The sequence below is a fragment of the Bacillus sp. ISL-78 genome (genome assembly GCF_018613455.1).
Classification (GTDB): Bacteria; Bacillota; Bacilli; order Bacillales; family DSM-1321; genus Peribacillus; species Peribacillus frigoritolerans.
In genome coordinates, this window is the sequence record NZ_JAGGQC010000011.1 from 63,356 (window position 1) to 89,856 (window position 26,501).

Consider the following 26,501-nt stretch of genomic DNA (forward strand, 5'->3'; position numbering starts at 1 on the left):
AGGATGGGGTTACCGTTAAAAAAATACCAAATACATATACTGCTGTGCTAATATGAAAGACTGAGCTTAAAAAAATGAGAGGAGTTACAAATGAAAATAAATCGATTAATAGCGAACAATATAAGCCATTTGGATTCATCACTTCCAGACGACCAATCATTAGGAATTGCTGGTTTATCAGGTTCCGGGAAGACGACTTTTTGTCAAACAATTGGCGAAGAATCCAAGAAGCGTCTCGTTTCCTTATTGCCGAAGTCTGAATATCAGTATTTATTCCCTAATATTATGGAAACCAACTTCAGTGCCATCAAGATGGAGGAAATGCCACTGGTCCTTTTTCTCGGCAAATCATCCATTTCAGCTAATCCCCGTTCGACCATCGGCACACATACTGGTGTGTTTAAAGAGATTCGTGTTTGTCTTGCAGAAAAATTCAATCTTTCTCCGGAAGTTTTTTCATTTAATAATGCCTTAGGCTGGTGCCCCACTTGTAAAGGACGCGGTACGACGAAAAACGTCGAATGTCCAAAGTGTAAGGGGAAGCGCTACAATCAAGAAGTCGAGCAATATACCATTGAATTATTAGACCGCCCGCATACTATATCCGATATTAACAACTTAAGCATCGAAACGATCCTTTCACTCGCAGAGACCTTACATATAAGTGAAGCTAAACAGCATATTCTCCAAAATATAATCAATATGAATATTGGTTATTTAGGCTTGAACCGTATTATGGGGACAGTGTCAGGAGGGGAATTAACCCGGCTTTATTTGGCCGAATTCATGGCAACAAGTGAAAATACCGTGATCATCATCGATGAAATCTCCGTCGGTCTAGATCATCAAACCCTTTTGAAAATTTTGGAACAGATTAAGCAATTAGGTTATAAAAATCAAATTTGGCTCATTGATCACTCCGACACGGTGTTGGATAGCACGGATGACCAATTGTTCTTTGGACCCGGCAGTGGAAAATATGGCGGGAAAATCGTTGAGGAATCACCGCGCCCCAAACCAATCAGCTGGAAGCGAAATGAAGCAGCGCCAACGGAATACTATCAATTTCAGGATCTTTACTGCCGTAATATTCAAATGGAAGAAATTCGGATTCCCAAGAATAGGCTCGTTACCTTTACGGGTGAGTCAGGCTGCGGTAAATCTACACTAGTCAATGAATGCATCTCCAAAGATTTTCAGAAGCGGTATCCAAAGGATAAGTTAGTCATGGTCGGGCAGGACCGAAACAAATCGATCACCAGCCGGTCAACCGTTGCGACGTTTCTCGATATTAAAAAGAAGCTAACCAAATACAGTGACGAGATTGATGATATTTTTCAGCGTTCGATCGAAGATATCATCGAAGAATTGCCATCTGAAGACATCGCACATAAACGTTTGAGCTTATTGATCAAACTTGGGCTTGGTTATTTGACGTTAGAAAGAAAAACACAAACACTATCGACGGGTGAATTTCAATGTGTCCACTTAGTTTCCGAGCTGTTTGCGAAGACAAGGAACCCGCACACGCTGTTCATTTTTGACGAGCCTTCAAAAGGGTTATCACAAAATATTTTAAACCAATTCATTGACAGTGTCAGGGTCATTCTGGAGGACGAATCCGTCTCCATCATCATGATTGAACATAATGCCTATATGCTGGAAAGCTCGGATTATATCGTGGATTTTGGCAAAAGACAGCTAACACCTGTCCAGCATCTTGACGTTGTCAGTCATGATGATTATTACAGTCGCAAAAACAGTGACGAACGGGCGGAGCCATTGCATATCTCTTCGACGCTCCGTTCAAAAACCGGTATCGATTATTTACAGGGAAATCATCTGGACTATTTCAAAAACGCAGAGAACGTCTATAAGGGCGGCATTTTAAAAAGCTTATCACCAATCGCTCGCGTAATTTATGGTGAGTACGAGTCCGACACGATTGCACCTGTGATCGCCATTGATCTTGAACGGCACTTGTACAGCCAATATACGTTTCTTTATGAATTGGGCGGAATGATCAACCATATAGTCGCTGCACATCCGACCAATAAGGATACAAGAAGCTTCGATTTCTATTCTGCAGAAAATCATTGTCCAAGCTGTTCGGGACGCCGCGTCATTGAAAAATTCGATTTCGATGTAGTCATACAAGACAAAAACGTGCCATTCTGGGATGGTTTATTACATCCTGACGTGATGGAAGTATTAAAATATTATCAGCACTCCAAACTGCAATTCCTGTTTGATGAGATCAAGAATGAACTCGGTCACGACATTAGTAAAAGCTATAATGAGATGACAGATGCCGAAAAACATACCTTCTTATATGGGTATTGGGAAAAGTCCTTTTACGATAAAGCAGGCAAGGCATCGCGAACTTGGGAAGGGTTCAATTTCATCATTGGGCGTTATATCTTCGTATCGAAATCAATCATTAAAGAGCAGATGAAAGAAACAAAAGAGATGATCGACTGTCCAGTCTGTCAAGGAACGGTTCTCAAACATCATAAAAAGCTGATGTTTGGTGATACGGACATTCGCGAGATCATCCAACAGCCAATTGATCAAGTCATCAAAACTGTCGGAAAGCTGCCGGAACTGGAAAAACTAAAAGCGATTGTGGGCGGCGATATCGCACTCACTGATGATGTCTCATTCCTTCCACGTGAAACAAAAGCGGCGTTGAAAATGCTCGAACTCGAACTGGCAAGCTTCGTAGGCTATGAAGTGGTATTACAAAATACCCAACCATTCTGGGACAGCATTAAAGGCAATATCGAAGCAATCAGCAGCAAAAATCAGATCACCATCTGTGACTTTGCCAATATTAACGAAACAAGAGAAACCATTATTGATAAATATTTCACCAATGGCAAATACAAAAAACTAACCTATGTCTATGAAGCATTCGGCTACAAAAAAATCGTTACCCAAATCAATAAAATTAAAGCAAGTCATAAATGCCCATTCTGTAATGGCAAGAAAGTCATTTCAGAAGACAACATCCATGACGGTGTGTATAAATTAACGATCCCTTGTGTGAGCTGTCATGCCAGTGGCATCGATGATGAAGGGCGCAAAGAAATCGTCGAAAGCATCGACGTCCAGACCTGGCTGACAGGGAAAGTGAAGGATGTCGTGGCTGAAAGTGAACGTACCGAGGCCGTGGCCGATATCCCCATATTCGCCCGGATACGTGAATTGAACAAACGAGACATGATGGCGGTTTATCAATGCCTTGACGAGAAAAAATAAAGTGAAAAGTCCGCCGTAAATGGCGGACTTTTATTTTGCGGATGTAAGGGGGAGAGTCTGAATAGTGAGGTGAAATACGTGAATGGCCGAATATTGTGTGGATTAGGTCGGTAAACTGCGTCATTGGCCCAAGACAGTGCAGATGTTCGAATAAAGTGCTCCGTTCTTTAAGGTTTTTTACTGTAGTTCTTATTGGATTGAAGAAATTTGCGACACTCCTGCCGAATAACTGGCTAGCCGAGACCCCACAGACGCTTGCGTCGAGGAGGCTTGGCAGACAGTCGGCGGAAAGGGAGCGGATTTCTGAAATCAACTGGAACTTTTTTCAAATAAAAAAACTGCAGGCAAATTCGCTTTTCTTCGAGTTTGTCTACAGTCTGAAGTCCGCCGTAAATCGCGGACTTTTTTATATGAGAGTTATTTTGCCGAATAATCTTCATGATAAACGGGAAGTGTTACTGAAATCGTTGTTCCCTTATTCAAAGCGCTAGTAATATGAAGTGTACCATTCATCGATTGGATGGTCTTGACAGCCACCATTGATCCCAACCCTGTCCCTTTTTCTTTGGAACTGTAATAAGGCTCACCAAAACGACTTATTTGTTCCTTGTTCATTCCCACTCCATTGTCACTGATTTCGATAATGATATCGAAATTATTTACATAAGAAACAATATTGAGTTCCCCGCCGTTTGGCATTGCCTCTATACCATTCTTGATGAGGTTTAGGAAGCATTGCTTGAAATGTTGAATATTGCCCCGGGTGATGCCTGGAGCCAACTGATTAGATATAGTAACTAAATTCATGTTAGCCAATGGTTTGATCATTTCAATTACATATCCTATTTCACGGTTAATTAAAATATTTTCCACTTTTTCGATTGCAGGTTTTGCAAATGCTAAGTATTCACTGATAATGGATTCTGCACTATTAAGCTCCCTGACTACATGTTGTATATATTGTTCTCTTACTTCATGAGTCAGATCAGGAGCCTTTAGCAGTTGAACAAATCCTTTCACAACCGTTAAAGGATTTCTAACCTCATGTGAAATGCTGGCTGCAAGCTGACTGACTACCTCCATTTTTTCAAGCCTTACCATTTGTGTCCGGATTATAATGGCATCCTTTAAAATTTCTATGATATATAAAGCCAAAACGATAATGAAAGGAGGGAGGATGATAAAGTAAAATACATACGCCTCCGTTATTCGAAAATAATCAGACATAACGATTGAAATGAAGCTCGTTAGTATACCAAGAAATAAAATTAATAGTATCGAGCTATTAAGCTTATATTTTCGATTGAAATTTTTGAATTTGGAAGAAAATAGAGCCGTTATAATAAAGATTACGATATATACAATTAACGTAAGTAAATTGAAACCATAAAAAGCAAACCTAAAAGTTAATATGATGACTAACAGGGCAGCCCCTACAGGCCAACCACCATAAAGGGTCCCTATTATAAAAGGGATTTGCCTGAGATCATGGACACAATATTCATCGATATAAATAGGAAACTTCATACATAAAATAATAGGAATGCTCATGCATGCAGTAATAAGGGTCTTGCCATACTGACTTAACCTTTTGCCATGATCTAATAAAATGTAATAAATCAAAATGCTTACTAAGATATAAAAAAGATTATCTAATATGTTTTGATTGATATAAATAAAATTCATAGGATTCTCCTGAAATAGTAACCGTTTGGTTTATTATACAAGAATAACACCAAAAAGGAGAATCTTAATAAGTAATTTATTTACAGAACGACATTAAATTTAAAAATTCATCAGTTCGAATTTGGTTATTACATAATAAAGGAAATATAATAGAGACAGAGGTGATTTTCATTGAAAAAATGGACAAAAGAAATAGAAATAAATGCCCCAATTGAACAGGTATGGAAGTTTCTTGATGGTTCTGTAGAAAATATGCAAAAAATCATGCCTCAAGTAGTTGAACAAAAGCCGGTTAAAATAACGGAAGAAGTGGTTGGAAGTGTATATCGCCAAAAATATCGAGAAGGAAAACGAACAGAAGAGTATGATATAGAAACATTGGAATACTTGAATGAGACAAATGAGAAAAAGCTTAAAGTAGGCTTCATACTTGCAAAAATGTTTGATATTACAGCTTTCTATGAATTAAATAAAATCAATGACAATAGAACTTCCTTTACATATACAGTCACCAGTCGCCCATTGAAGTGGTTTTTGAAATTACTTTTAGTATTTGCCACCGATAAAGTGGTCGTTGAATTTTTAGATCGTGTCAAAAAGGTAGCTGAAGCAGAAACAAGTGGATCATGAATTTATAAAGTTAATCCAAGATTGACACAGCAACGTAGATATTAAAAGAATCCATCTTTATTCAAGGTGGATTCTTTTTTATTTGTCGTGAATTAATCTTTCATCCCTTGGTACTGTCAGGTTCTTTTATTTGTGGCAAGAAAGGTATAACGTGAGAGGGTCACAGAAACGAAGGAGAAACGATTCCATATGTGAAAATCGTGAATTCAATTTTGGGAAATATCAATCTGAATTTATGGTTATTATTCTATTATAAAAATTAAAAATGGGGGAGAAGAAAATGAAAAAACAGTTGATGATTGTGGGTAGTTTATTTGTGTTAATTAAATGTTGTATTGGTAGAGATAAATTTAAGTAATGATGTAAAAGAAAGTATAGAAGTATGTGAAGATATGGATGATTTGCTTATGGATATACTCGAGGAACTTGAAGGTATTCACACCTATTAAGAATACATACATGAGTGTTTGATGGACTTTTAGTTCTATTAGGTTTAGTTGTTAGCGCTCAAATCCTAAGAAAATTCCGCCGAACCGTTTCATTAATGACAAAATATGCAATAAATACAATTTGTGTAACTGTATACATAATTTGTATGTTAATATTTAATTAGAATAGGGAGGGTTTATGTTGGGTAAAACAAAAAAAATATTAAGAGGTAGTTTTATTGTAATTTTGTCTTTGCTTTTATTCTTTAGTAGTTATTCTGTTAATTTTTTCGCCAAAGCTAATGAAATGAAAGAAAACACGAATGATTCATCGGAAGAAAAGAATATAGTTATTATTGCTGATGATGAAACAAGCACAGAAGAAACCGTTAATAATGTTGTTGAAGAAAATAGTGATCCAGAGTTTGAAGATATTCAAGATAAAGTTGATAATAATGAATTGAACGTTAGTGTTGTTTCCCCCGAAAATAATCAAGATTTTGAGAATTCAAATTCTATTGCTGCTGACGCCGCTGTGGTAGAAGGAAATAAATTATATAAAGATTTTTTGAAAACTGAATTAGAAGATGGTAAAAGAGTATTTCTTTACGGTGATGTTCAAGCAGAGGAATATAAAGAAATCTTAGATTTAGATAAACTTACCGTTAAAGAAAATGATGGACAGTTAGAATTTGGTGAGAGCGAAGAAGAATTGAATGAAAAAGCATTTGAGAATGGTAAAGAATTCGTTGACGAAAGTGCTGACGCATCTAATGATTATGAATATTCAGCCAATGAAGTGAATGAAAAAGGTTCTCTTGATACTCCTGATTCTGAATTTACAAGTCATGTTATAGGATATACAATAGACAAAAGTCAAGAACTTCAGTTTGTAGATGTTTCTATTAATAATTTTGATGAAAATGGTAATTCAATTCCAAATACGAATGAAATGGTTTTACAAGAGGTTATAAATACTCAATCAGAGATTATTGATTCTGAAAATGAAATTAATCAAGAACAAAATACAACTGATGCTTTTACTTTTATTACTGATAATAAAGTAAAAGCAGAAAGTGTAAGAGTTAAAAACAAATATAGTTTGGTGGAAAAAGGATATCGTCTTGGACTTTTGGTTGCTAGAATGGATACAGATTGGCACTTGTACAAACAAAATAGCGAAAAGAGTAAAAAATATGATTATTTCACCTTAAAACCTGTAACTCAAATTACAAGTTATAAAGGAATATGGGCTAGATCAATTTATACAGATATAGATATACCATCGGCTACAGATCATTTAGACGATTGGGGTCCTATGGGAGATAGAGGGACGTCTTCAATTTCATTGTCACTAGGATATCCATTTTCAGTAGGGATTTCCATGAGTTTCGGTGAAAATCTAAAAATTGATGATCGATCTAGTTTGGCATATGATTATGCTAGATGGCAGTTAAATGATGGAGCAACGGAGTTAAATAGAAATATAAGTGGAAAAACTTTCAACCCTGCTGCTGGTTGGGCTTCAACAGGAACATATGCTAGAGCTGGATTAACTGTTGTAGGTAAATTTGATAATTATATAACACTAACTACTAAATCGAATGTAAGTTATGATTATTCAAAAGCCACATATTAAAGAGAGGTAATAAGTTTTCATGAATACAACTTTTAAAATAATTCTTTTAATATTATTGAGCATTTTAATAGTGGTTCAAATATTTATGACGAAAGCAGTATTTGATGTTGTAGACCAACTGACAAATATTTCTCAGACATTACCTGGTATATTGGACCGATAAAGTTATCAAAGAAACTGCACTGCCAATTAAATTGGTAGTGTTTTTTGTTTTGTTTAGAGGGTAGTCTTAATTGTGAATAAAAGTAATTTTAATGGGGTTACAGGGTCAATACTTGGACGGCAACATTAGAATACATGCCCTACACTTTATAATAGTTCTTGGAATTTAGAAACGTGGCGGCCAGATAAAACATTGGCTGGTACTTATATTAAGACTTGTAATCCAGAAAAAGTTATTTTTAGAAGGCTAATCAATAGACTAGAAGGCGGTACTTCATCTTTACGAGAAGGTCTTAGATTAAAGTAGGAGGGTTTATGATTAAACTATTTTACTAGGACTAGTTCTGGGTTTCTCAATAGGAGAAAATGATGTGGCAGGTGCCAAACCCAAAAGTGAAAATCTGAAAAAAGAGGGCGTAGCACGTTCACCCTCCGTTAAAAATAAAGATGGAAAACGAAATACAAGCCCCCATGTTTCAAAGGCAATATACCATCCACTAAAAAAACAATCGTGATAAAGACTTGATCGCTTGTGAAAAATATGGATTATTCAAAAGGCCCTTCCGAAAGAAGGGTCTCTTTATTTAAAGATGAAATGTTACGGCATGCTTGAACGTCGCTTGTTTCGGGTTGTTATTACACAGCGTTAGCAAAATGCATGGACTTCTGCTATACCTCAATCTCCATCCCGATGTTCCGTTCTTTCGATTGGCGATAAACGCCTTTTGCCACAGCGAGGTCAAAGTAAGCGGCACCGACTGATTTAAAGAAGGTAATTTCCTCTTTATTTTCCCTGCCTGATTTGGTCTGCATGACAAGTTCAAAAAGCTCCCCATGAATATCATTAAACGACCAATTTCCCTTATTGGCTGCAGAAATGAGCTCTCCTGCTTCGGCCTTCACGCCCGCCAAATCGTCGACGATAATTTTAGCAGCGCGTGAAACCGTGGTATGATCCACTTCTTTCATATCCGGCAAGTAAGACCCGACCCCGTTAATGTGTGTGCCCGGCTTTACATCCTGCCCATTAAATACTGGCTCGTTCGAGCGGGTTGCGCAGCAAATGATATCTGCTTGGCGAACAGCTGCTGAAACATCTTCGCAAACTTCAAAAGGAACGGTTACACCGGATGCCCGCAGCTTTTCACCGAAACTCTTCGCTTTCTCTGGTGTGCGATTTACTAATATAATGCGCTCAATGTCCCTTATGGCTAACACACCAATTGCTTGTTCAAATCCCATAGCTCCTGTTCCAATGATCGCGAGGACCCTGGCGTCTTTACGAGCAAGAAAGTCTGTGGCGATGCCGCTCAATGCCCCCGTTCTGAGACGTGTTAAATAGGAGGCATTCAACAATGCTAAGTGTTCGCCATTTTCTGCATCTGACAGCAAGATGACTCCTTGTGTGGTTGCCATCCCCCTTGAAGGATTCTTTGGAAAAATGGTAACGACTTTCACCGCCGAAACTTCTTCAGACAAATCAGCGCTTGGCATGTAAAGGGCCGATGCCTCGTGTTGAGGAAAAGCAAGAACCGTGCGATGAGGGTTGTCTATTTTTTGAGCACCATGTGCACGTAATACGGCCTTTATATCTGCTATTGCGTCTTTCATTCCATATGATTGTTGAATTTCCTTCTCACTTATTACCAACATTCAATTGTCCTCCTTGAAGTGAAAAATCCATAGATTACATGGCACTAGTATTATGCGTTTCGTCTAATTTCTGATTGCTGCGATCCTTAACTGCCCAAATCGCTGCTAGTGACAGGACAGATGCAAAAATAATATAAAGGGCGACAGGAACATAGGAGTTATTAAATTTATCAAGTAAAGCCGTTGCAACTAGCGGCGCTGTTCCTCCTGCCAGAGCTGCTCCGATTTGATATCCAAGCGTAATGCCGGTATAACGGATCCTTGCATCGAAAATTTCCGAGAACATCGTTCCAAGAACAGCTGTGATGGGAGCCCAAATAACCCCTAAACCTATCACTGTTGCAACGATCAATAGCAGTACCGATTTTTGCTGCAGCAACCAGAAGTATGGGAATGCAAACAGTGCCATCCCAATCGTTCCCCCTATAAACAGCTTTTTGCGTCCAATCTTATCAGATAGATTCCCCATGATAGGTATTAAAATCGTCGTTATAATTGTCGCAATCATGACTGCAGTCAATGTAGCTGTCCGTGAGAAACCGAGATTTGCAGTAGCATATGATACGACAAACGTGCTGAAAATATAAAATGGCGCTGTTTCTACCACTTTGGCTCCCACGGCGATAAGCACTTCACGCCAATAATTCTTAAGAGTTTCTACAATCGGCAGCTTTGGAACTTCCCCGGATTCCTTCACTTTTTTGAAAGACGGTGTTTCATCGATTCCTTTACGAATCCATAGGCCAAAAAATACTAGCAGAGCACTAAAAATGAACGGTATACGCCATCCCCAAGTCATGAATGCGTTTTCAGGCAGCAGTGTCATAATGGATAGGGCAACGGTTCCAAGCAGCATTCCTATAGTGACACCCATCTGGGGAATGGCCCCGAACAAGCCACGTTTCTCAGCGGGAGCATATTCAACGGCCAATAAAAGCGCGCCACCCCATTCACCGCCAATTCCCAGACCTTGTACTAACCGCAACGTAATTAATAAAATCGGCGCCCAAATCCCAACGGCTTGATACGTGGGAAGAAGCCCCATCCCAAATGTTGCGACACCCATTAAACTAAGTGTAATAACAAGTGTTTTCTTTCTCCCGATACGATCGCCAATATGACTGAAGATCACTCCGCCAAAAGGGCGGATGAAGAATGCTAACGCAAAGGATGCATAGGAAAGCAACAGCCCTATTGTCGGATCCTCATTCACGAAGAACAGCTGATTAAATACGAGAGCTGCAACAGTCCCATATAAAAAATAGTCAAACCACTCAATCGAACTTCCGACTAAACTCGCAATTAAAATTCGCCGCATTTGTTTCTTCTCCATCATGAGTCACCCCGTTAAAATTGAAGTGTCACTTCAATTCATTATTTCCTTCATTGTAAATAATTTATAATTTTCTGTCAATTATTTTATTAATGACGGAACATTCATCAAAATTTGTACTGTATAATGAAGCTAGATACTATGTAAAAAAAGGGGGCATCTCCATGCCTTTTGATTCAATCGGGGAAAAAATGAAATCATTGAGGAAAGAGCGAAAACTAACATTAAAGAGCCTTGCAGAACAAACAGGCGTTTCGATCAGCTTTTTATCACAAGTAGAACGGGGTAAATCAAGCGTCACATTAGAGTCATTAAAAAAAATCGCTGATACATTGAATGTCAGCCCAAGTTTCTTTTTTTCTGAGGACCGTTCCCAAGAAAATTCAGATTATAATCATGAACAATTTCACTATCAGAATTTATCCAGCGGCATTCGTGATGCTGTTTTTTCGCCTATTCTTGTCACCTTAAAGCCAGGTGAAAATAAAGGAAGCGCCTTTTCTCATGGCGGACATGAATTCTTGTTCATTATCGAAGGGAAGTTAACAGTGGAAATAGAGGGAGAAAGAATGGAACTCCATGAACAGCAGTCGTTCATGTTCGATGCTAGAAAAGCCCATTACTGGTTTAACTTCTCGGATCAAATTGTCCGTTTTTTGGTGGTGTCGTCTAAATAACGTCACGGTGTTGTGGAATAAAAGTATATCCAGTTAACGAAACATGTCGTACAAAAGGGATAGGTGTAAACAGGGATTCCTCACTGTTCATCTATCCTTTCTAACTGTTAATTTGTGTCTTTGCAATAGGTCCTCATTAGTTGATAAAATGAGTTGGGTTTCTTTGATGAAACGATAATGTGGAGCGCTATACTTACCTTTCAACAAATAGAAAGTGGGATTTTATGATTAACCTGGATCAAGTGAGTAAAAAATTTTCACAATTTCAGGCTATTAAGTCTGTTACTTTAACAATACCTAAAGGTGAAATTCATGGAATAATCGGAGCAAGCGGAGCAGGGAAATCAACGTTGCTGCGGTTAATGAATTTGTTGGAGACCCCAGATGCGGGCGAAGTGGAGGTAAACGGCCAAAGGTTGACAACATTGAACAATAAAGCACTTCGAGGGGCACGGAAGTCGATTGGCATGATCTTTCAGCATTTTAATCTTGTGGCAAATAAAACGGTTTATGACAATGTGGCAGCCTCTTTAGAGCTGGCACATTATCCAAAGAAGGAACGTCGGAGCCGTGTTGTAGAGTGTCTCCAATTTGTCGGATTGGAGGGTGAGATGGAGAGATATCCTGCACAATTAAGCGGGGGACAAAAGCAGCGTGTTGCCATTGCAAGGGCGTTGGCAAATAACCCGCAAGTGTTGTTATGTGATGAACCGACCTCTTCCCTTGATCCAAATACAACGGCTGAAATATTAGATGTGCTAGAGAATATCAACAAACGCTTCGGTGTGACGATTGTCATCGTTAGTCATGAGCTGAATGTCATTAAAAGTATATGCAATCGTGTATCGATCATGGCAGAGGGAGAGATTTATGACACGGTCTTAATCGAACCAACCGGGATTCAAAAAAAGGATAATCGTCCAGAATACTTTATCGAACAATTAGAAGAGAATGGTGGGCTGGGACATGCCTGAGATTTTAATTCAATATGAGGCAGAAATTTGGCAGTCGATTGGCGAAACCATTACGATGGTTGGTGTGTCCATTTTAGCTGCGATTTTGATTGGATTGCCTGTCGGGACCTTGCTATTTCTTTCTAGGAAGGGTCATTTGCTTGAAAATCCGTGGGCTTTCTCGATTTTAAATTTACTTGTCAATATTATCCGTTCATTTCCGTTTTTATTATTGGTTGTTTTTTTAATCCCGTTTACAAGACTCATAATCGGCACAGCCATTGGTACAGCAGCTGCTTGCGTTCCATTAGCGATCATCGCCATTGCCCATTATTCGCGATTGGTCGAGCAATCTTTATTGGACGTGCCAAAGGGTGTGATCGAGGCAGCCATTTCCATGGGGGCTTCCGTTAAGGATGTCATATTTAAATTTCTTTACGTGGAGGCTCGTTCAGGGCTTGTCCTCGGACTAACAACATCGATCATCAGCTTTATTTCCTATTCAACGATCATGGGAGTGGTCGGAGGCGGCGGTATCGGCGACTTTGCCATCAGGTATGGCTACCAGCAGTTTAAAACAGAGCTAATGATTTATATGATTATCATTATGATTATTCTAGTACAGCTTATCCAATTCATTGGAACGACAATAGCTAGAATGATTGATAAAAGATAAATAATGGAGGGGAAACATCATGAAAAAAATACTCTTTCTCATGGCAGCAATTATGTTGTTTTTAGTAGGATGTGGAAAGACGAATGAAGTAAAAGAGAAAGAAAATACGCAGAATCAGGAAAAGGAAGAGGTTACATTGAAAGTGGCCTCACTCATTCCTCCAATGACGGAGATCCTTGAGCTTGTTAAACCAAAGCTGGCAGAGGAGGGCATTAACCTGGAAATGGTTGTATTAAGTGATAATGTGCAGCCTAACACCGCACTAGCGGCAAAAGAAGTGGATGTGAACTTCTTCCAACACGTTCCATATATGGAGGAATTCAACCGAAACAAAAATGCCGAGCTAGTACCAGTAAAACCCATTTATTTTGCCAATTATGGTGTGTACTCCAAAGAATACGATTCAATGGATAAATTGCCAGAGGGTGCCGTTATTGCCATTGCAAATGATGTATCGAATATCGATCGTTCATTGGCCTTGCTGGCACAGCATAAAGTTATCACTTTAAAGGAAAAAAAAGGTCCATACTATACAATGTCTGATATCACGGAGAACCCTAAAAACTATAAGTTTAAAGAAGTGGATTTATTAATGCTAGCGAGAACGTATGATGAAGCAGATGCGATCGTAATAACACCTGCTTACGCTGCACCGCTTGGTTTGACACCAAAAAATGACGCCCTTCTCACAGAAGGCGTTGAAAATGACTTTGCGATTACATTAGTGGCGCGCAAGGATAACGTGGATTCCGAGCCAGTCCAAAAGTTGGCCAAGGCCATGACAAGCCCGGAGGTACGCAAATTTTTAGAAGAGAAATATAGTGAAACGGCCATACCGGCATTTTGATTTTGATACAAAGAAAGGGCTATTCCTTCAATGGGAATAGCCCTTTCTTACGTATTGGTTTAACTTTGTGATCGCCCATCGTCCAGCTACTATTAAAAATACTGTCCAATTCCCCTTCATTTCTTGAATAAATTTAGAAACTCTTCTAAAATATATTTAGTCCATAATTTTACAGTGAATAAAAATATTACATAGAAATGAATAAGAAAAGAAGTTGAAAGGACTTTCCATTATGTCGATGATCTACGAATCTCAAACACTAGTTTCTGCCATGCAAACGCGTGTCGGACAATATAAGGACCTGAAAGAACAGCTCATGGAATTAAAAAAAGGATTTGAGAGTATCGTTCATTTGGATGATGAGCTGCAGGGGCAAGGTGCAGAGGCCATTAAAGGGTTTTACAAAGCACAGATCGATGTCGTGGATTCTTGGCTGCGCCTGATCAATCGGCATGTTGCCTTTTTAAGCGGAATTCAAGGAGATACAATCGAAGCGAACCTTAGTGAAACCGTGGTTACGGTTCCTTTTTTAGAGGAAGAGCTGACAAATGCCACTCGAAATTCCAAGGAAATGGTCACAGCCCAGAAAAATGATCTGAAAAAAATATTGGCTGGAATTGATGATATCATTCAGTTAGAGCCTTTTTCCGATGATGCGTTCTTTGAAAATATCGAGAAGGCTGAAACAAAACGGACCGAAACGATAGACAAAGTAAACGAAATCGATCATAAGTGGACGACTGAATATGCCAAATCCGAAGAAGACCAAGCAGCAGTGACGGCACTCATGGAGCAATTGAAAGTATCCAGTACAAGGGGAGGAGTAGTATCCCCGCTCTATTTTAATGCAGCAGCTTATAAAAATAGCGAAGCTTATAAAAACCTGGAAGTAAGGAAAAAAGAAACCGCGCAATATCTCAAGGTTAAGAAAGAGGAAGCGGAGAATCGCCTGATCAAAGACTTGAAGGCACAACTCGATCATGTAACAGATCCAGATGAGTTCCTCAAAATCGCCAAGCAGATCGGGTACGAAAACTTAGCGCCCACCCAGCAGCAATATGTCATGCAGCTAGAAGCCGCTAAGCAAACCGCAGACATCGCAAAAGGAATCGGCGTAGGCCTGTATGATGTAGGGAAAGACTTTGTGACAGGAGTTTGGGACTTCGTCACAGATCCTGGGGAAACGGTTGAAGGTGTAGCCAATTCAATCATGCACCCGATAAAAACCTATAAATATATATCCAAATCCATCTCGGACTCATATGAACGCGATATGGTAAATGGCGATGCCTACTCGCGGGCTCACTGGGTATCCTATGCCCTTGGAACAGTCGTCACATCAGTAGTCGGAACAAAAGGCGCAGGAGCTGTTGCGAAGACCGGGGTAGCCACTACAAAAGCGGCTGCAGTAAATGGCGTTACGAAAGCCAAAGAATTCTCTATCCCTAACCTATTGCCATACAATCCAAAAAACCAACTGTCGTTGGCAGGTGGAGTGCCTTATAATGTGGTTAATGGTGTTGGGTTAAAGGATCAGTTAATTTCTATGGCGAAAGTGGAGTCGGAAGTTAATGGTAATGTTAGAAGTAATCCTGACCATAAAATTAGAACCTATCGTAATGCAGATTTAAAAAGATTAGAGAAAAAGTATACCGCCGACCCAAGACTTACCATTGAAATGCCTTATGTTGGAAAGGGGCAAAGAAATACAAATTCGGAAGGGTGGTTACGAGATAAAGATTACTATTGGAAAGAAGTAATGAATAAAACCCCTGAATATTTAAGCAAAATGAATATACAAAAAATAGAATTGGGATTTTCTCCAGTTAATGATAAAAAGTTTAGAGAACACTTCCCACAATATGATATAAAAGAATTGTACAATGATACACTTATTCACCATCATATTGGTGGAGGTGGTCAAGCCGTAGCGGTACCAGCAAAATTACATCCAGGTTCGGGTGGAATCCATAATGCTGAAAAGGCAGCTGAGGTTTGGGGAAATGATTCTAGTTATGCTGAATTACTTGAGAAATTTTTAAATAAGTAAAACGAAAAGGGTGATATCTTTGTCTATTAAGAAATCAATGGGCCAATACTTTAGAATGAGACAAGAGCTTGCGGATGAAGGAATGGACTTCTTATTTAAGACTCCAGTGACTGAAGATGTTAATTCAATAATTTATGAAGGTGAAGTTGACGAAGAAGATTATATTACATGGAAACCTCTAGAAAAAACTACTTCACATGACTTAAAGCAGTTAGAAGAGAACTTAGAAGTGGTATTCCATAAATCAATTATTGAATATTTTAATTCATATTGGTTCGCTGATTTAGACGGGTTTATAAATGATTTCTATATCAAATTAGAGGCGGTTTTGCCAAACTTCGAATTTGATTCATTCCGGGGAACCTTAGAGGGATATAAGAGCAATCATAACAATAGACTAGAAAATATCCCTTTAGGTATTGAAGGGAATGGTTTGTTAGTGGTAATTGATAATTTGAACGGTAAAGTAAAGTTAGAGGATTTCGAAAGGAATTCATTTGAGGTTATTTCAGAAAGTATTGAAGCATTAATTTCTAAACTAAGGTTAAAAAGATAGTCACGTACAGACATTTCCAAAATTCAGGGGAGAAGTTGATAAAACCGAGGTAAGTTGGTTCTATCAACTTTTTAATTTGAAGAAATATCCCCTAAAGGCGGATTCAGACTTAGATGATATTATTGAAATAATAGAGGACCTAAGGGAGAAACAAAAATGGCAAACTATTCGCAACAAAAAGTTAAGAAAATCCATATTAATTTATTAAAGAACCTTAAAGAAGTAGAAATAGATTTTTCAGGAAGTGGACTAACTGCTTTAATAGGTATAAATGGTTCAGGAAAATCTACAATTTTACATGCCTTAGCCTGTTGTTATAAACCTGTAGACGATAGTAAAACTACTAATTACAAGTTCAGTCAATTTTTCACCCCTACTATAGACTCACTTTGGCAAGGTAGCCGTTTTACTTTGTACCATGATTATAGGGTTGGTAGCAAGTTATACGAAAATGAAGAAACGGTTTATTCAAAAAACACTGATAGATGGTCACCAAAATATGACCGAAGAATTCCACGAGATGTTTTTTATATTGGTATAAGTTCTGGTGTTCCCAAAATAGAAGAAGAAAAAAGGCAAAGTTTCATAAGGTATAGCACAACTACTTTGGATGATACTACCTCTAGAATTATTAAAGAAAAAGCTGGTTATATAATGAATCGTGATTATAGTTCTTATAATTTGCACAGTGATTCAAAAGGTAAGTATATAGGTGTTGAATATAATCAAGCTAAATATTCTTCTTTGAGCATGTCTGCTGGTGAACAAAGGATTTTTAAAATCTTAGCTGAAGTTTATAATGCTCCGAAAAATTCACTAATATTAATTGATGAAATTGACTTGCTTTTACATGTATTTGCATTTAAAAAATTAATTAGAATTCTATATGGTAGAGCTGAAGAAAAGAAACTACAAATTGTATTTACAACGCATTCAATAGATATTTTGAACTATAGCGAATTCATTAATATACGACACTTATATAGTACTTCCGAAAAAACAATTTGTTTAACGGATACAAAACCAGATACTATTTTTCGAATAACAGGAGAGAGCACTCGACCTATTGAGTTATTTGTGGAAGATGATTTAGCTTTTACAATTGTAAATCAAATAATTGAATCATTAAATATGTCTAGATATGTAAATGTTACACGTTATGGTGCTGCCCAAAACTGCTTTACTACAGCAGCAGGAATGTTGCTATCTAATAAGTTGACTACAGAGTGTCTTTTTATTCTCGATGGGGATTTGTATGTTAGTGATGAGGATAAAATGGAAAGAATAAAAAGTGCATTAACTGGTACAACACAAGAAAATTATGAAATGAGAGACAAGCTTGTTAATCGTATAACTCAGTTTAACTTACCTGATGGTGTTGCACCCGAACTTTTTATTCATAGTCTTTTAAGAGAACTCTCAATCCCAAACCAAATAGTCGAAACTGCAAAAGAAATACAAAAAGTAGATAATACACATAAATATGTAGACGATATAATTGAAAGAATGAATTATCAGAGTAAAGAAGTGGGGTTAAGTAAAATTATTGATGTTGTAAGCCAACATGAAAAGTGGGAATACTATATAGCTCCTATTAAAAAATGGCTTAATGTTCGTAGAGATGAGTTAGTAGAAGACATCCATAATGAACAAGTACTTCAATCGACTTAAAGGATTACTTTTAGAAATTTATGTTAGCTAGTTAAAATCTCCTTTAGATACACTAAGGAGAACCGTACCACCAGTGATGATAAACAGGAAAAAGAATTTATTCTTTTATAGCTAGGCTAAATAAATGAAAAAGTGACTAAGGTTAATATCAAGGAAAAGGAGAAATAAATGGCAAAAATAGAAGAGGCACATAGTCTAGAGTATGGAGAAGTAATTGATGCTGAGAAGGCTTATGAGCTTTTTTGGGACAGTTTAATACAAGATAAAAGAGCATTTAAATGTCCGGGGTGTAGCTTAAAAATAACAGCGGCAAATATAGATAAAGAAAGGACCGAGATGAAAAACACCCCTCATTTTAGAGCATATGGTGATCATAATATTGGATGTAATTATGAATTTGAAATAGAAAAAGAGAACAGTAGTGCTAACAATAAAAACAAAAACAAGCAGTTAACTATAGATAGCCAAATAGATTCTTTATTTCTAGAAAGACCTAACAGTCATCATTATGTAAAAAGTGGTGAAAAAGTAAAGTCTAGCAATAAGGGAAAAGAAGAACTGGCGAACAATAGTACTAATACAGATTATCAGAAGAAAAAGAAATATAGTAATTACTATAGTATAAAGCCTTTGGTTTCTAAATTTATTAAATATGAAATACAAAATAAGCTTACTCAAAATTATATAAATATAAAGGGATATAACGTATCATATGAAGAAATGTTTGTAGACCTAACAAAAATTGATCCAAGTAATATTAGTAAGTATAAAAGAGTTTACTATGGAGACGGAAAAATATTCCGTTCTAAGACTAATGCTGACTATTTTATTATTTTTAAACATGGTATAAAGAATGATGGCGATAAAAAAACTTCTCTTTATATTTCAAATGATTTAATTCAACAGACTTTAACTAATAATAAATGGGTTTCAGTATTAAATAAGCTTACCGAAGATCAAACAAATGTTAGATTTTTTGCATATTGTAAAGTTTCTTACAAACCAACAGGGAATTATCTAAATTTAAAAAACTTATTAAATTTAGATTTTTTGGATTTTAGACTACTTTAAAAAAATTAAATACGAGGGCAAGTTCACTAATCGTGCACTGAGCTATCTTTACTCTCTATTTTGATATAGAGAAATTAAATTAGGAGATATTAGATTTATGGTTAAATACGGAAAATATAGAAAGGTTGAAATGATACAAGATTGCAGAATTAACTAAATGGTTTGAACTGAAACAAAATACCTTTGAATGGTTTAAATATAAAAGGAATAATGGTATAGATCCCTTTATTACTAAATTAACAAAGAGAGGGAGAGGATGAGAAATTCCGTTCGTTTCCATCTTTCTTCAGCAGTAAAGAGAAAAAGTATTCGTATACTACGCGAGCAATTTTTTGTTTTATCTTTTTTATCAAATACAGCTGGTTTTTATTAGAGGTAACTTTGGAGAGTGTGCAGTCAAACGGACTTTTTGGATACAGAACAATTGTTGGATCTCATTGTTATTAATCCTTAACATTGAGCTAACTTTCGAAATATTACCAGGGGATGGAAAAGTTTATTCCCTCTATCCGTGAAGAAAGCCAGCTGTGCAAGTTGCTTATGGTATATAGGTAAATAAAGAAAAGATAATAGGTTGAGGGATTGAGAGAGGAAATGGTTGTCTTTTTTTCTGCATTTATTATATAAACCAATGATATCATAATCCTAATAAAAACATTTATTTATTTACCATGAGCGTAATAGAACAGTCAGGAGCAAATCATGAGCATCGAGAAAAAGCTAATTGTCAATTCAGACAAGGGTAATTTATTAAATGAATTAATTTCTTCTATAAATGAGTGTGAAAAGTTTTATTTCAGCGTGGCCTTTATTAATTATAGTGGTCTTCAGCTGTTGTTGGATACTTTCAAGAACGCGGAAAAAAGGGGAGTAAAGGGGAAGATTATTACTTCTACTTATCTGAATTTTACTGAAGCGAAGGCTTTAAAGAAAATAAATGAGTTTAGTAATATCCATTTGAAGATTTTTGAAACAGATAAGGCGATTGGTTTTCATACGAAAGCGTATATTTTTGAATTTAAGGATAGTTATAAGGTGATTATAGGTTCTTCTAATATTACTCAAAGTGCCCTTAAGAGCAATATTGAGTGGAATGTTGAGATTATTGCTAAAGAGAATGCTCCATTTCTTAAAGATGTATTAAAGGAATATGATGGCTTATGGAATAGTAGTGTTGTAGCCGATGACAATTTCGTTAGTAAGTATGAAGAGTTTTTGAGTAAATTAAAGGGCTTTACGAATACTCAGCATTTTATTTATGAAAGCTCTGAATATATTATTCCTAATAACATGCAAAAACGTGCGGTTGAAAACCTTGAGAGAATTAGATCGTTTGGGGAAAAGAAAGCTCTCGTTATAGCAGCAACAGGTACGGGTAAAACATATATGTCTGCTTTTGACGTAAAGGGATTCAAGCCTAAAAGATTGTTGTTCATTGTACATAGAGAAGAAATATTAAAAAAAGCAAAAGAGACCTTTGAAAAGCTCCTTCCTAATGAAAAACTGACATTTGGATTACTGACTGGGAATCAAAAGCAAAAAAATGCTGATTATATTTTTTCTACCATACAAACTTTGTCTAAATGCTATGAGGAATTTAAACGAGACGAATTTGATTATATTATTTTTGACGAGGCTCACCATGCAACAAGCCCTAGTTATCAAGCCGTGCTAGAATATTTCGATCCACAGTTCACATTAGGGATGACAGCTACTCCAGAGAGAAGCGATCAACAAAATGTTTTTGACCTATTTGATAATAATGTGGCATTAGAAGTTCGTTTACATGAGGCTTTAGAGGATGAACTGGTTATTCCCTTTCATTATTTTGGTATTACCGATATTGAGGGAATTGATTTAAGTGATGTAGATATTGATGATGTCGCGGAAATAACTAAGAGATTAAAGGTTAATGAGAGAGTCGACTTTATTATTAAGAATATGAATTTCTATGGTCATGACGGTGAAAAAAGAAAAGGTCTAGGGTTTTGTGTAACCGTTGAACATGCACAATATATGGCACAAGAATTCAATAGTAGGGGTATTCAAAGTATCTGTTTATCTGGAAATGACTCAGTCGAGCAGAGATCGTATTATATAAATAGATTAGAAGATGATCATGATGATTTAGAATTTATTTTCACCGTTGATATTTTTAATGAAGGTGTTGATATTCCTTCAGTAAATACCGTATTAATGTTAAGACCTACTAATTCTCCAATAGTTTTTATTCAACAGCTAGGACGAGGACTTCGCAAACATAAAGACAAGACTTTCCTAACGGTACTTGATTTCATTGGGAATCATAGTAAAACGTTCTTAATTGCCATCGCCTTAAATGGAAGCCGTTATTATGATAAAGAAAGCTTGAAGGTTGCTATTGCGACTGGATTTGCAAATATTCCAGGTTGTACACATATTCAAATGGATAAAATCTCGGAAGAACGGATATTAGCGCAGATTGATAAGGAAAACTTTAATTCTTTGAAGTATTTGAAGGAAGAGTACTTTGAGTTTAAGAAAATGAATCAAGGTAAAACTCCTTTATTATTAATGGATTATATGAAATTTGATGGAGCTCCAGATCCGATTAAGTTTATTAATCGCGAAAAAACATATTTGCAATTTGTAGCAAAAGTAGAAAAAGAAGATTCCTTGAAAAGGCTATTACTAGACGGGGCTTTTGAAGGAGTATTAAGGGAATTATCGAGCAAGTTACCTTTAAAGCGAGTGTATGAATTTGCTATTGCTAAATACCTATTTGACCATGATGATATTTCTTTAGAAACCGCAAAACATGAGATATTGAAGTTGGTTAAAGAGGTAGATGAAGATAGTGTATTGCATGCCTTTCAGTGTCTAAATCAGGATTTTTATGATCCTGGTCAGAAAAAGAGGAACTTGAAGTTATTTACACTTGAAGATGGTCATTTATCTAAGACAGCTTCCTATCAAAAGGTTTTACAGAATGAAGAATATAGAACATGTGTAGAAGATCTTATTATTTATGGAATCTTTAGATATGAAAAGGAATTTAAAGAAGACTACTATGGTGTTCCACATTTGAAGCTGTATGAACAATATCAAATGGGTGATGCGGCATTACTATCAAATTATCGTAAAAGCCACAGTGCTTTTAGGGGTTCTGGCCTACTTTCAAATGGAAATGACTACTTCTTATTTATTGATTTGCACAAGGAAGAAGATATTAAAGAGAGTATTAATTACCACGATGAATTTATAAACGAATGCATTTTTCAATGGCAGACTCCAAATAGTACTGCCCCAAGTTCTGAGAGAGGAAAGAATATTGTTTTCAATCAGGATAGAGGGATACATTTACATTTATTTATTAGAAAGTATAAAGAAATAGACGGAAAGACAGAACCGTATATTTATATCGGGAAGGGTAACACCGTGGAATATGAAGGGGAAAAGCCAATTACTGTTACAATGGAATTAGAGAATGAAGTTCCAGCTAGTTTATATACGGAGTTCACTAAAAGAGTATAGTCTTCTCATTTGAGAAGACTATTTTTTTCGTTGATCAATTGTTTCACAGCTGGAATGTCAGCAGGAGCCCATTTTAGAGAACTTAAATTCTCGCGTTTTAACCATATGAGTTTAGAATGTTCATTGGCTGTTGGGGTACCTCCAATGATTCTACATTTTATAGACAGTAGGTTAATGATGAAGGTTTCATATTCATGCGTATTATCATTAAAGATTGAAGCCTCTGTTTCAACCTGACATTGTAATTCCTCATCAATCTCTCTTTTTAAAGCAGTAAAAATATCTTCACCCATTTCTACTTTTCCACCTGGGAATTCCCACATGTTCGGGATGCTCATATCTGGAGATCGTAATGCACATAGTATTTCATCTTTTTCATTTTCAATAATGGCTGCAACTACTTTAACTTGCTTTTTCATGTTATCCTCCTATAGGTTTGCTCTATGTAATCATATCATTATGGTATACAGAAAGATAACAATCAGAATAGAATATTAAGATTAAATGGCGCTAAACTTCTTGATAAATTGATTGTTTTTCTAGCGCATTTAAAGATAATGGTTTAATGATTGTCATTTAAAATCCTCCTTATAATTTTTTACCTTACAATTCTATAAGGGAGGATTTACTAACTTTTTTACAACCTATATGAAGTTTTATTTGGATTAGTGTACAAAGCGTTGCACAATTTGAGAAATCATAAAAACCAACAAACTTGTAATAATAGCTCCGACCAAAATATTATAGCCTGAAATGAAATCATTATAGAATCCAATTGTTCCAATCAATAAAAAAATCAGAATAAAAACATATGATATAGAGAGAGAAACTAAAATTTTACGAAAAACACGTTGATCTGCAACAACGTAACTATCGTTCCACTTATCGTTTTTTTTCTTGACTAAGAAATTAATTACTTGATAACCCATAACAAGAGAAGCTATCCCCCACATAATCCAGAAATTACTTCCTGTTTCATCTACAAAAATTGAATAACATGAATATCCAAAGCCTAAGAATAAGCACATATAACCAACTAAAAGCATCCACTTTTTCAAACGCATAAAGATCCCTCCTGAATTTAATCTGTTTTTTCTTCTAAAAAGAATAATTTATCGATTGGTTCATTTAATACAGCAGAGAGCATCAAAACAATTCCTATTGAAGGTTCGTATTTTTGTTTTTCCAAAGCAACAATGGTTTGTCTGTGTACACCTATTCGATCCGAAAGTTCTTCTTGAGTAAAATCATGTAATCTTCGAAAATATCGCACGTTGTTTTTTACTTTTCCTCTTTTCAAATTTTCCACCTCTTATGTATAGAATTATATACAAAATGGATTGAAAATAATACATTTTAAAGAATAAAAGGAATTGAACTGGAGATAAAGAGAAAAAAATAGAGTATATAATAGTTGGTTTAAAGTGTTAGACAAGAAGATAAAAATAATAAGCAGGTCGTGTCAGACCTATATCATCAAAAAAAAGAGACATCCCACCCGGAATGTCTCGTTCCCCCTATAAACTAATAGCACTCATCATCCCTTCATGCGTAGCTTCCTCAATTGTCCTCGGACCAAGGCAATCCCCAATCTGTTTCACAATGGGCGCATGGCCTTTCATTTCTTCGAATAGCTCTGTGTTGGGAATGCGGCCAAGGGAGAGGACGATGGAGTCCCAGTTGGTTAGTTCTTGTTTTTGTTGGGTGAATAGGTTCCGGATGATGACGTGATTTTCTTTGATTGCCCCGATGTCGTAATGGGGTAGGAGTGTGACGTTTAGGTTGTATAGTTTTTTTAGGTATTCGTTCCTGAGATATTGGTGAACGGTTTCACCGATGTGCAGTCGTGATGATATGAGTGTGACTCCATGGCCTTTTTCGGCTAGGTAGATGGCTACTTCCATGCCGGGCCAGTCGCCGCCAAAGTCGAATACGAGTACGTTGTCCCCCACTTTTTTGGTTGAGCTGTAGAGGTCATCACTCATGATGATCCGTGGGTCATCGATTCCTTCGATGGCTGGTGTATAGGGCCTTGATCCTGTTGCACAGATGATGGCATCCGGGTTCGATTCGGATATTTCTTGGGCGGTGGCTGTTTTGCCTAATTGTACATTTATATTGCTTCTCATTAACTTCCGGGAGTAGTTATCGAGCATCGATTCTGCGAGTTCATGCCTCATGGGTGCTTTGCGCATGGTGCGAAGCAGGCCGCCGATTGATTTGCTTTGATCGATCAGTGTAACGGAATGACCGAGGTAGTCCGCTGTTATCGCTGCCTGTAATCCGCCAGGTCCGGCGCCGATGACCAGGACATTCTGTTTGTTTCTTGGTTTCTTTAATTCTGGCAATATCCATGCTTCTTTACCGGTTGTCGGGTTTTGGACACAGCCAATCGGCAGTCCTTTATGATAGTGACCGATACAGGCTTGTAAACAGCCGATGCATGCATCTATTGCTTGCAGGTCGCCATCTTTTGCCTTGTTGGGCATGTCAGGGTCGACGATTAAGGCCCTGGTCATTCCGACGACATCGGCTTTTCCGGTAGATACGATCTGTTCCGCTTCAACGGGGTCGACGATTCGATTGCCGACAAAGACCGGTACGGCTCCTGCCATCCTGATTTTGAATCCATGTGGTGATAGGTATGCATGCTTGATCGGTGATGGCGGAACGATATGTGTTGATCCCTCAAAGGTGCTAGAATCCCCGGCCGTGACGTTGATGAAATCCAATCGGACCTTTTCCGCGAGATATTCGACGATTTGCACGGAATCCTTCATCGTTGTCCCGTCCATCGTCAGTTCATCCGAGCTCATGCGAATGCCGACGGTAAAGTCTTCCCCGACTCTTTCCCATACCTTCTCCAAGATTTCCACAATGAATCGCATCCGATTTTCAAAAGAACCGCCATAGTGATCGGTGCGTTTATTTGTATGCACCGACCAAAACTGGGCAGGAAGATATCCATGTGAACAGCAAATTTCCACTCCATCAAGTCCGCCTTCCTTTGCCAGCTGTGCTGAATGTGCGAATCCTTCAACCACTCCTTCAATATCCTCTAGGCTCATTGGTTTTGGCATCACGCCAAAGCGCAGGCTGGGAACGGCCGATGGCGCCCATGCCGCATTCCGGTAGTCGCTCGATACGACTTCCCTTCCGCCATGAAATAGCTGGGAGAAAACCTTCGTTCCATATTTATGGAGCGTTTCGGAAAGCTCTTTGTAGGCATCGACGATTCTCTCGTCATATCCTGCGATCGTTTTGGACGTAAGCATGCCGGATGGATGTACCGATGCCGCTTCAAGGATGATCAATCCGACGCCCCCTTTAGCACGGGCTTCATGATAGGCGACCATATCTGAAGTGGGGATTCCATCCGTGACATGATTTGTTTGATGTGCTGTACTTAAGATCCGGTTTTTTAATTCAGTAGAACCGATCGTTAATTGGGTAAACAGATTCTTGAATTGTGCCATATCCATGACCACTCCCTAATGTTAGATAGAATGAGAGTATAGAGCGCATACATTTGCCCCCTACCTATCTCTATACAGGTTCAATATGCAATAATCATGCCGTTCGGGGATTCATCGTTTTTTTACTTTTATAAAGAGGGTATGGCTCATGGATATAGTATTTTATATATAGATAACTGAACCTTTTTTGAAAAGTGGTGATTCATAAAAGGTTCAGTT

General features: G+C 37.3%; 19 protein-coding genes and 1 pseudogene. 13 read left to right on the forward strand and 7 right to left on the reverse strand.

Annotated elements, in window-relative coordinates; genetic code table 11:
- The first annotated feature begins 90 nt into the window (after window positions 1–90).
- Window positions 91–3,261 (forward strand): ATP-binding cassette domain-containing protein, encoded by a 3,171-nt coding sequence (locus tag J7I96_RS13240; RefSeq protein WP_214923699.1) that lies wholly within the window; start codon window positions 91–93, stop codon window positions 3,259–3,261.
- A gap of 417 nt (window positions 3,262–3,678) precedes the next feature.
- Here J7I96_RS13240 and J7I96_RS13245 read toward each other — a convergent pair whose 3' ends face one another.
- Complete coding sequence (locus J7I96_RS13245; RefSeq protein WP_214923702.1) at window positions 3,679–4,947, reverse strand: ATP-binding protein; 1,269 nt, start codon at window positions 4,945–4,947, stop codon at window positions 3,679–3,681.
- A gap of 171 nt (window positions 4,948–5,118) precedes the next feature.
- Between J7I96_RS13245 and J7I96_RS13250 the strand changes: the two genes are divergently transcribed.
- The 3 genes and pseudogenes from J7I96_RS13250 to J7I96_RS28620 all read left to right on the forward strand — a co-directional run bounded on the left by J7I96_RS13250 (window position 5,119) and on the right by J7I96_RS28620 (window position 8,394).
- Entirely contained in the window at window positions 5,119–5,577 is a 459-nt protein-coding gene (locus tag J7I96_RS13250) for an SRPBCC family protein (RefSeq protein ID WP_214923705.1), read from the forward strand.
- Window positions 5,578–6,207: 630 nt separating this feature from the next.
- Entirely contained in the window at window positions 6,208–7,644 is a 1,437-nt protein-coding gene (locus J7I96_RS13255; protein ID WP_214923708.1) for a hypothetical protein, read from the forward strand.
- Between the two features lie 488 nt (window positions 7,645–8,132).
- Window positions 8,133–8,394 (forward strand): annotated as a pseudogene (locus J7I96_RS28620) (excalibur calcium-binding domain-containing protein).
- A gap of 81 nt (window positions 8,395–8,475) precedes the next feature.
- Here the strand turns inward: J7I96_RS28620 and J7I96_RS13260 are convergent.
- Both J7I96_RS13260 and J7I96_RS13265 read right to left on the reverse strand, forming a co-directional pair.
- Window positions 8,476–9,459: an ornithine cyclodeaminase family protein gene (locus tag J7I96_RS13260; RefSeq protein ID WP_214923710.1), complete on the reverse strand. Its 984-nt coding sequence runs from the start codon at window positions 9,457–9,459 to the stop codon at window positions 8,476–8,478.
- Window positions 9,460–9,493: 34 nt separating this feature from the next.
- The gene (locus J7I96_RS13265; protein ID WP_214923712.1) at window positions 9,494–10,792 is read right to left on the reverse strand and encodes an MFS transporter; all 1,299 of its coding nucleotides are present in this window, start codon (window positions 10,790–10,792) and stop codon (window positions 9,494–9,496) included.
- A gap of 164 nt (window positions 10,793–10,956) precedes the next feature.
- Between J7I96_RS13265 and J7I96_RS13270 the strand changes: the two genes are divergently transcribed.
- The 9 genes from J7I96_RS13270 to J7I96_RS13310 all read left to right on the forward strand — a co-directional run bounded on the left by J7I96_RS13270 (window position 10,957) and on the right by J7I96_RS13310 (window position 22,806).
- Complete coding sequence (locus tag J7I96_RS13270) at window positions 10,957–11,469, forward strand: helix-turn-helix domain-containing protein (RefSeq protein WP_214923714.1); 513 nt, start codon at window positions 10,957–10,959, stop codon at window positions 11,467–11,469.
- Window positions 11,470–11,693: 224 nt separating this feature from the next.
- Window positions 11,694–12,443: a methionine ABC transporter ATP-binding protein gene (locus J7I96_RS13275; RefSeq protein WP_214923716.1), complete on the forward strand. Its 750-nt coding sequence runs from the start codon at window positions 11,694–11,696 to the stop codon at window positions 12,441–12,443.
- Window positions 12,436–13,098 (forward strand): methionine ABC transporter permease, encoded by a 663-nt coding sequence (locus J7I96_RS13280; RefSeq protein ID WP_214923718.1) that lies wholly within the window; start codon window positions 12,436–12,438, stop codon window positions 13,096–13,098. The genes J7I96_RS13275 and J7I96_RS13280 overlap by 8 nt, the downstream gene beginning before the upstream one ends.
- A gap of 19 nt (window positions 13,099–13,117) precedes the next feature.
- Window positions 13,118–13,945 (forward strand): MetQ/NlpA family ABC transporter substrate-binding protein, encoded by an 828-nt coding sequence (locus tag J7I96_RS13285; protein ID WP_034309854.1) that lies wholly within the window; start codon window positions 13,118–13,120, stop codon window positions 13,943–13,945.
- Between the two features lie 232 nt (window positions 13,946–14,177).
- Window positions 14,178–15,995 (forward strand): T7SS effector LXG polymorphic toxin, encoded by a 1,818-nt coding sequence (locus J7I96_RS13290; RefSeq protein ID WP_214923720.1) that lies wholly within the window; start codon window positions 14,178–14,180, stop codon window positions 15,993–15,995.
- Window positions 15,996–16,032: 37 nt separating this feature from the next.
- Window positions 16,033–16,551 carry a SecY-interacting protein Syd gene (locus tag J7I96_RS13295; RefSeq protein WP_214923804.1) on the forward strand — a complete coding sequence of 173 codons (519 nt, stop codon included), beginning with the start codon at window positions 16,033–16,035 and terminating at the stop codon, window positions 16,549–16,551.
- 156 nt (window positions 16,552–16,707) lie between these two features.
- Window positions 16,708–18,222: an ATP-dependent nuclease gene (locus J7I96_RS13300; protein ID WP_214923722.1), complete on the forward strand. Its 1,515-nt coding sequence runs from the start codon at window positions 16,708–16,710 to the stop codon at window positions 18,220–18,222.
- Window positions 18,223–18,390: 168 nt separating this feature from the next.
- Entirely contained in the window at window positions 18,391–19,293 is a 903-nt protein-coding gene (locus tag J7I96_RS13305; RefSeq protein WP_214923724.1) for a hypothetical protein, read from the forward strand.
- Window positions 19,294–19,995: 702 nt separating this feature from the next.
- Window positions 19,996–22,806 (forward strand): DEAD/DEAH box helicase, encoded by a 2,811-nt coding sequence (locus J7I96_RS13310; protein ID WP_214923726.1) that lies wholly within the window; start codon window positions 19,996–19,998, stop codon window positions 22,804–22,806.
- Window positions 22,807–22,811: 5 nt separating this feature from the next.
- Here J7I96_RS13310 and J7I96_RS13315 read toward each other — a convergent pair whose 3' ends face one another.
- The 4 genes from J7I96_RS13315 to J7I96_RS13330 form a co-directional block, all read right to left on the reverse strand.
- Window positions 22,812–23,225 (reverse strand): (deoxy)nucleoside triphosphate pyrophosphohydrolase, encoded by a 414-nt coding sequence (locus J7I96_RS13315; protein ID WP_214923729.1) that lies wholly within the window; start codon window positions 23,223–23,225, stop codon window positions 22,812–22,814.
- Window positions 23,226–23,471: 246 nt separating this feature from the next.
- Window positions 23,472–23,870, reverse strand: coding sequence for a hypothetical protein (locus J7I96_RS13320; protein WP_214923731.1), 399 nt, complete (start codon window positions 23,868–23,870; stop codon window positions 23,472–23,474).
- A 17-nt stretch (window positions 23,871–23,887) separates the two neighbouring features.
- A complete protein-coding gene (locus tag J7I96_RS13325; protein WP_034309806.1) occupies window positions 23,888–24,106 on the reverse strand; it encodes a helix-turn-helix transcriptional regulator in 219 nt (72 codons plus the stop codon).
- A 217-nt stretch (window positions 24,107–24,323) separates the two neighbouring features.
- Entirely contained in the window at window positions 24,324–26,288 is a 1,965-nt protein-coding gene (locus J7I96_RS13330; RefSeq protein WP_215048075.1) for an oxidoreductase, read from the reverse strand.
- Window positions 26,289–26,501 lie beyond the last annotated feature (213 nt).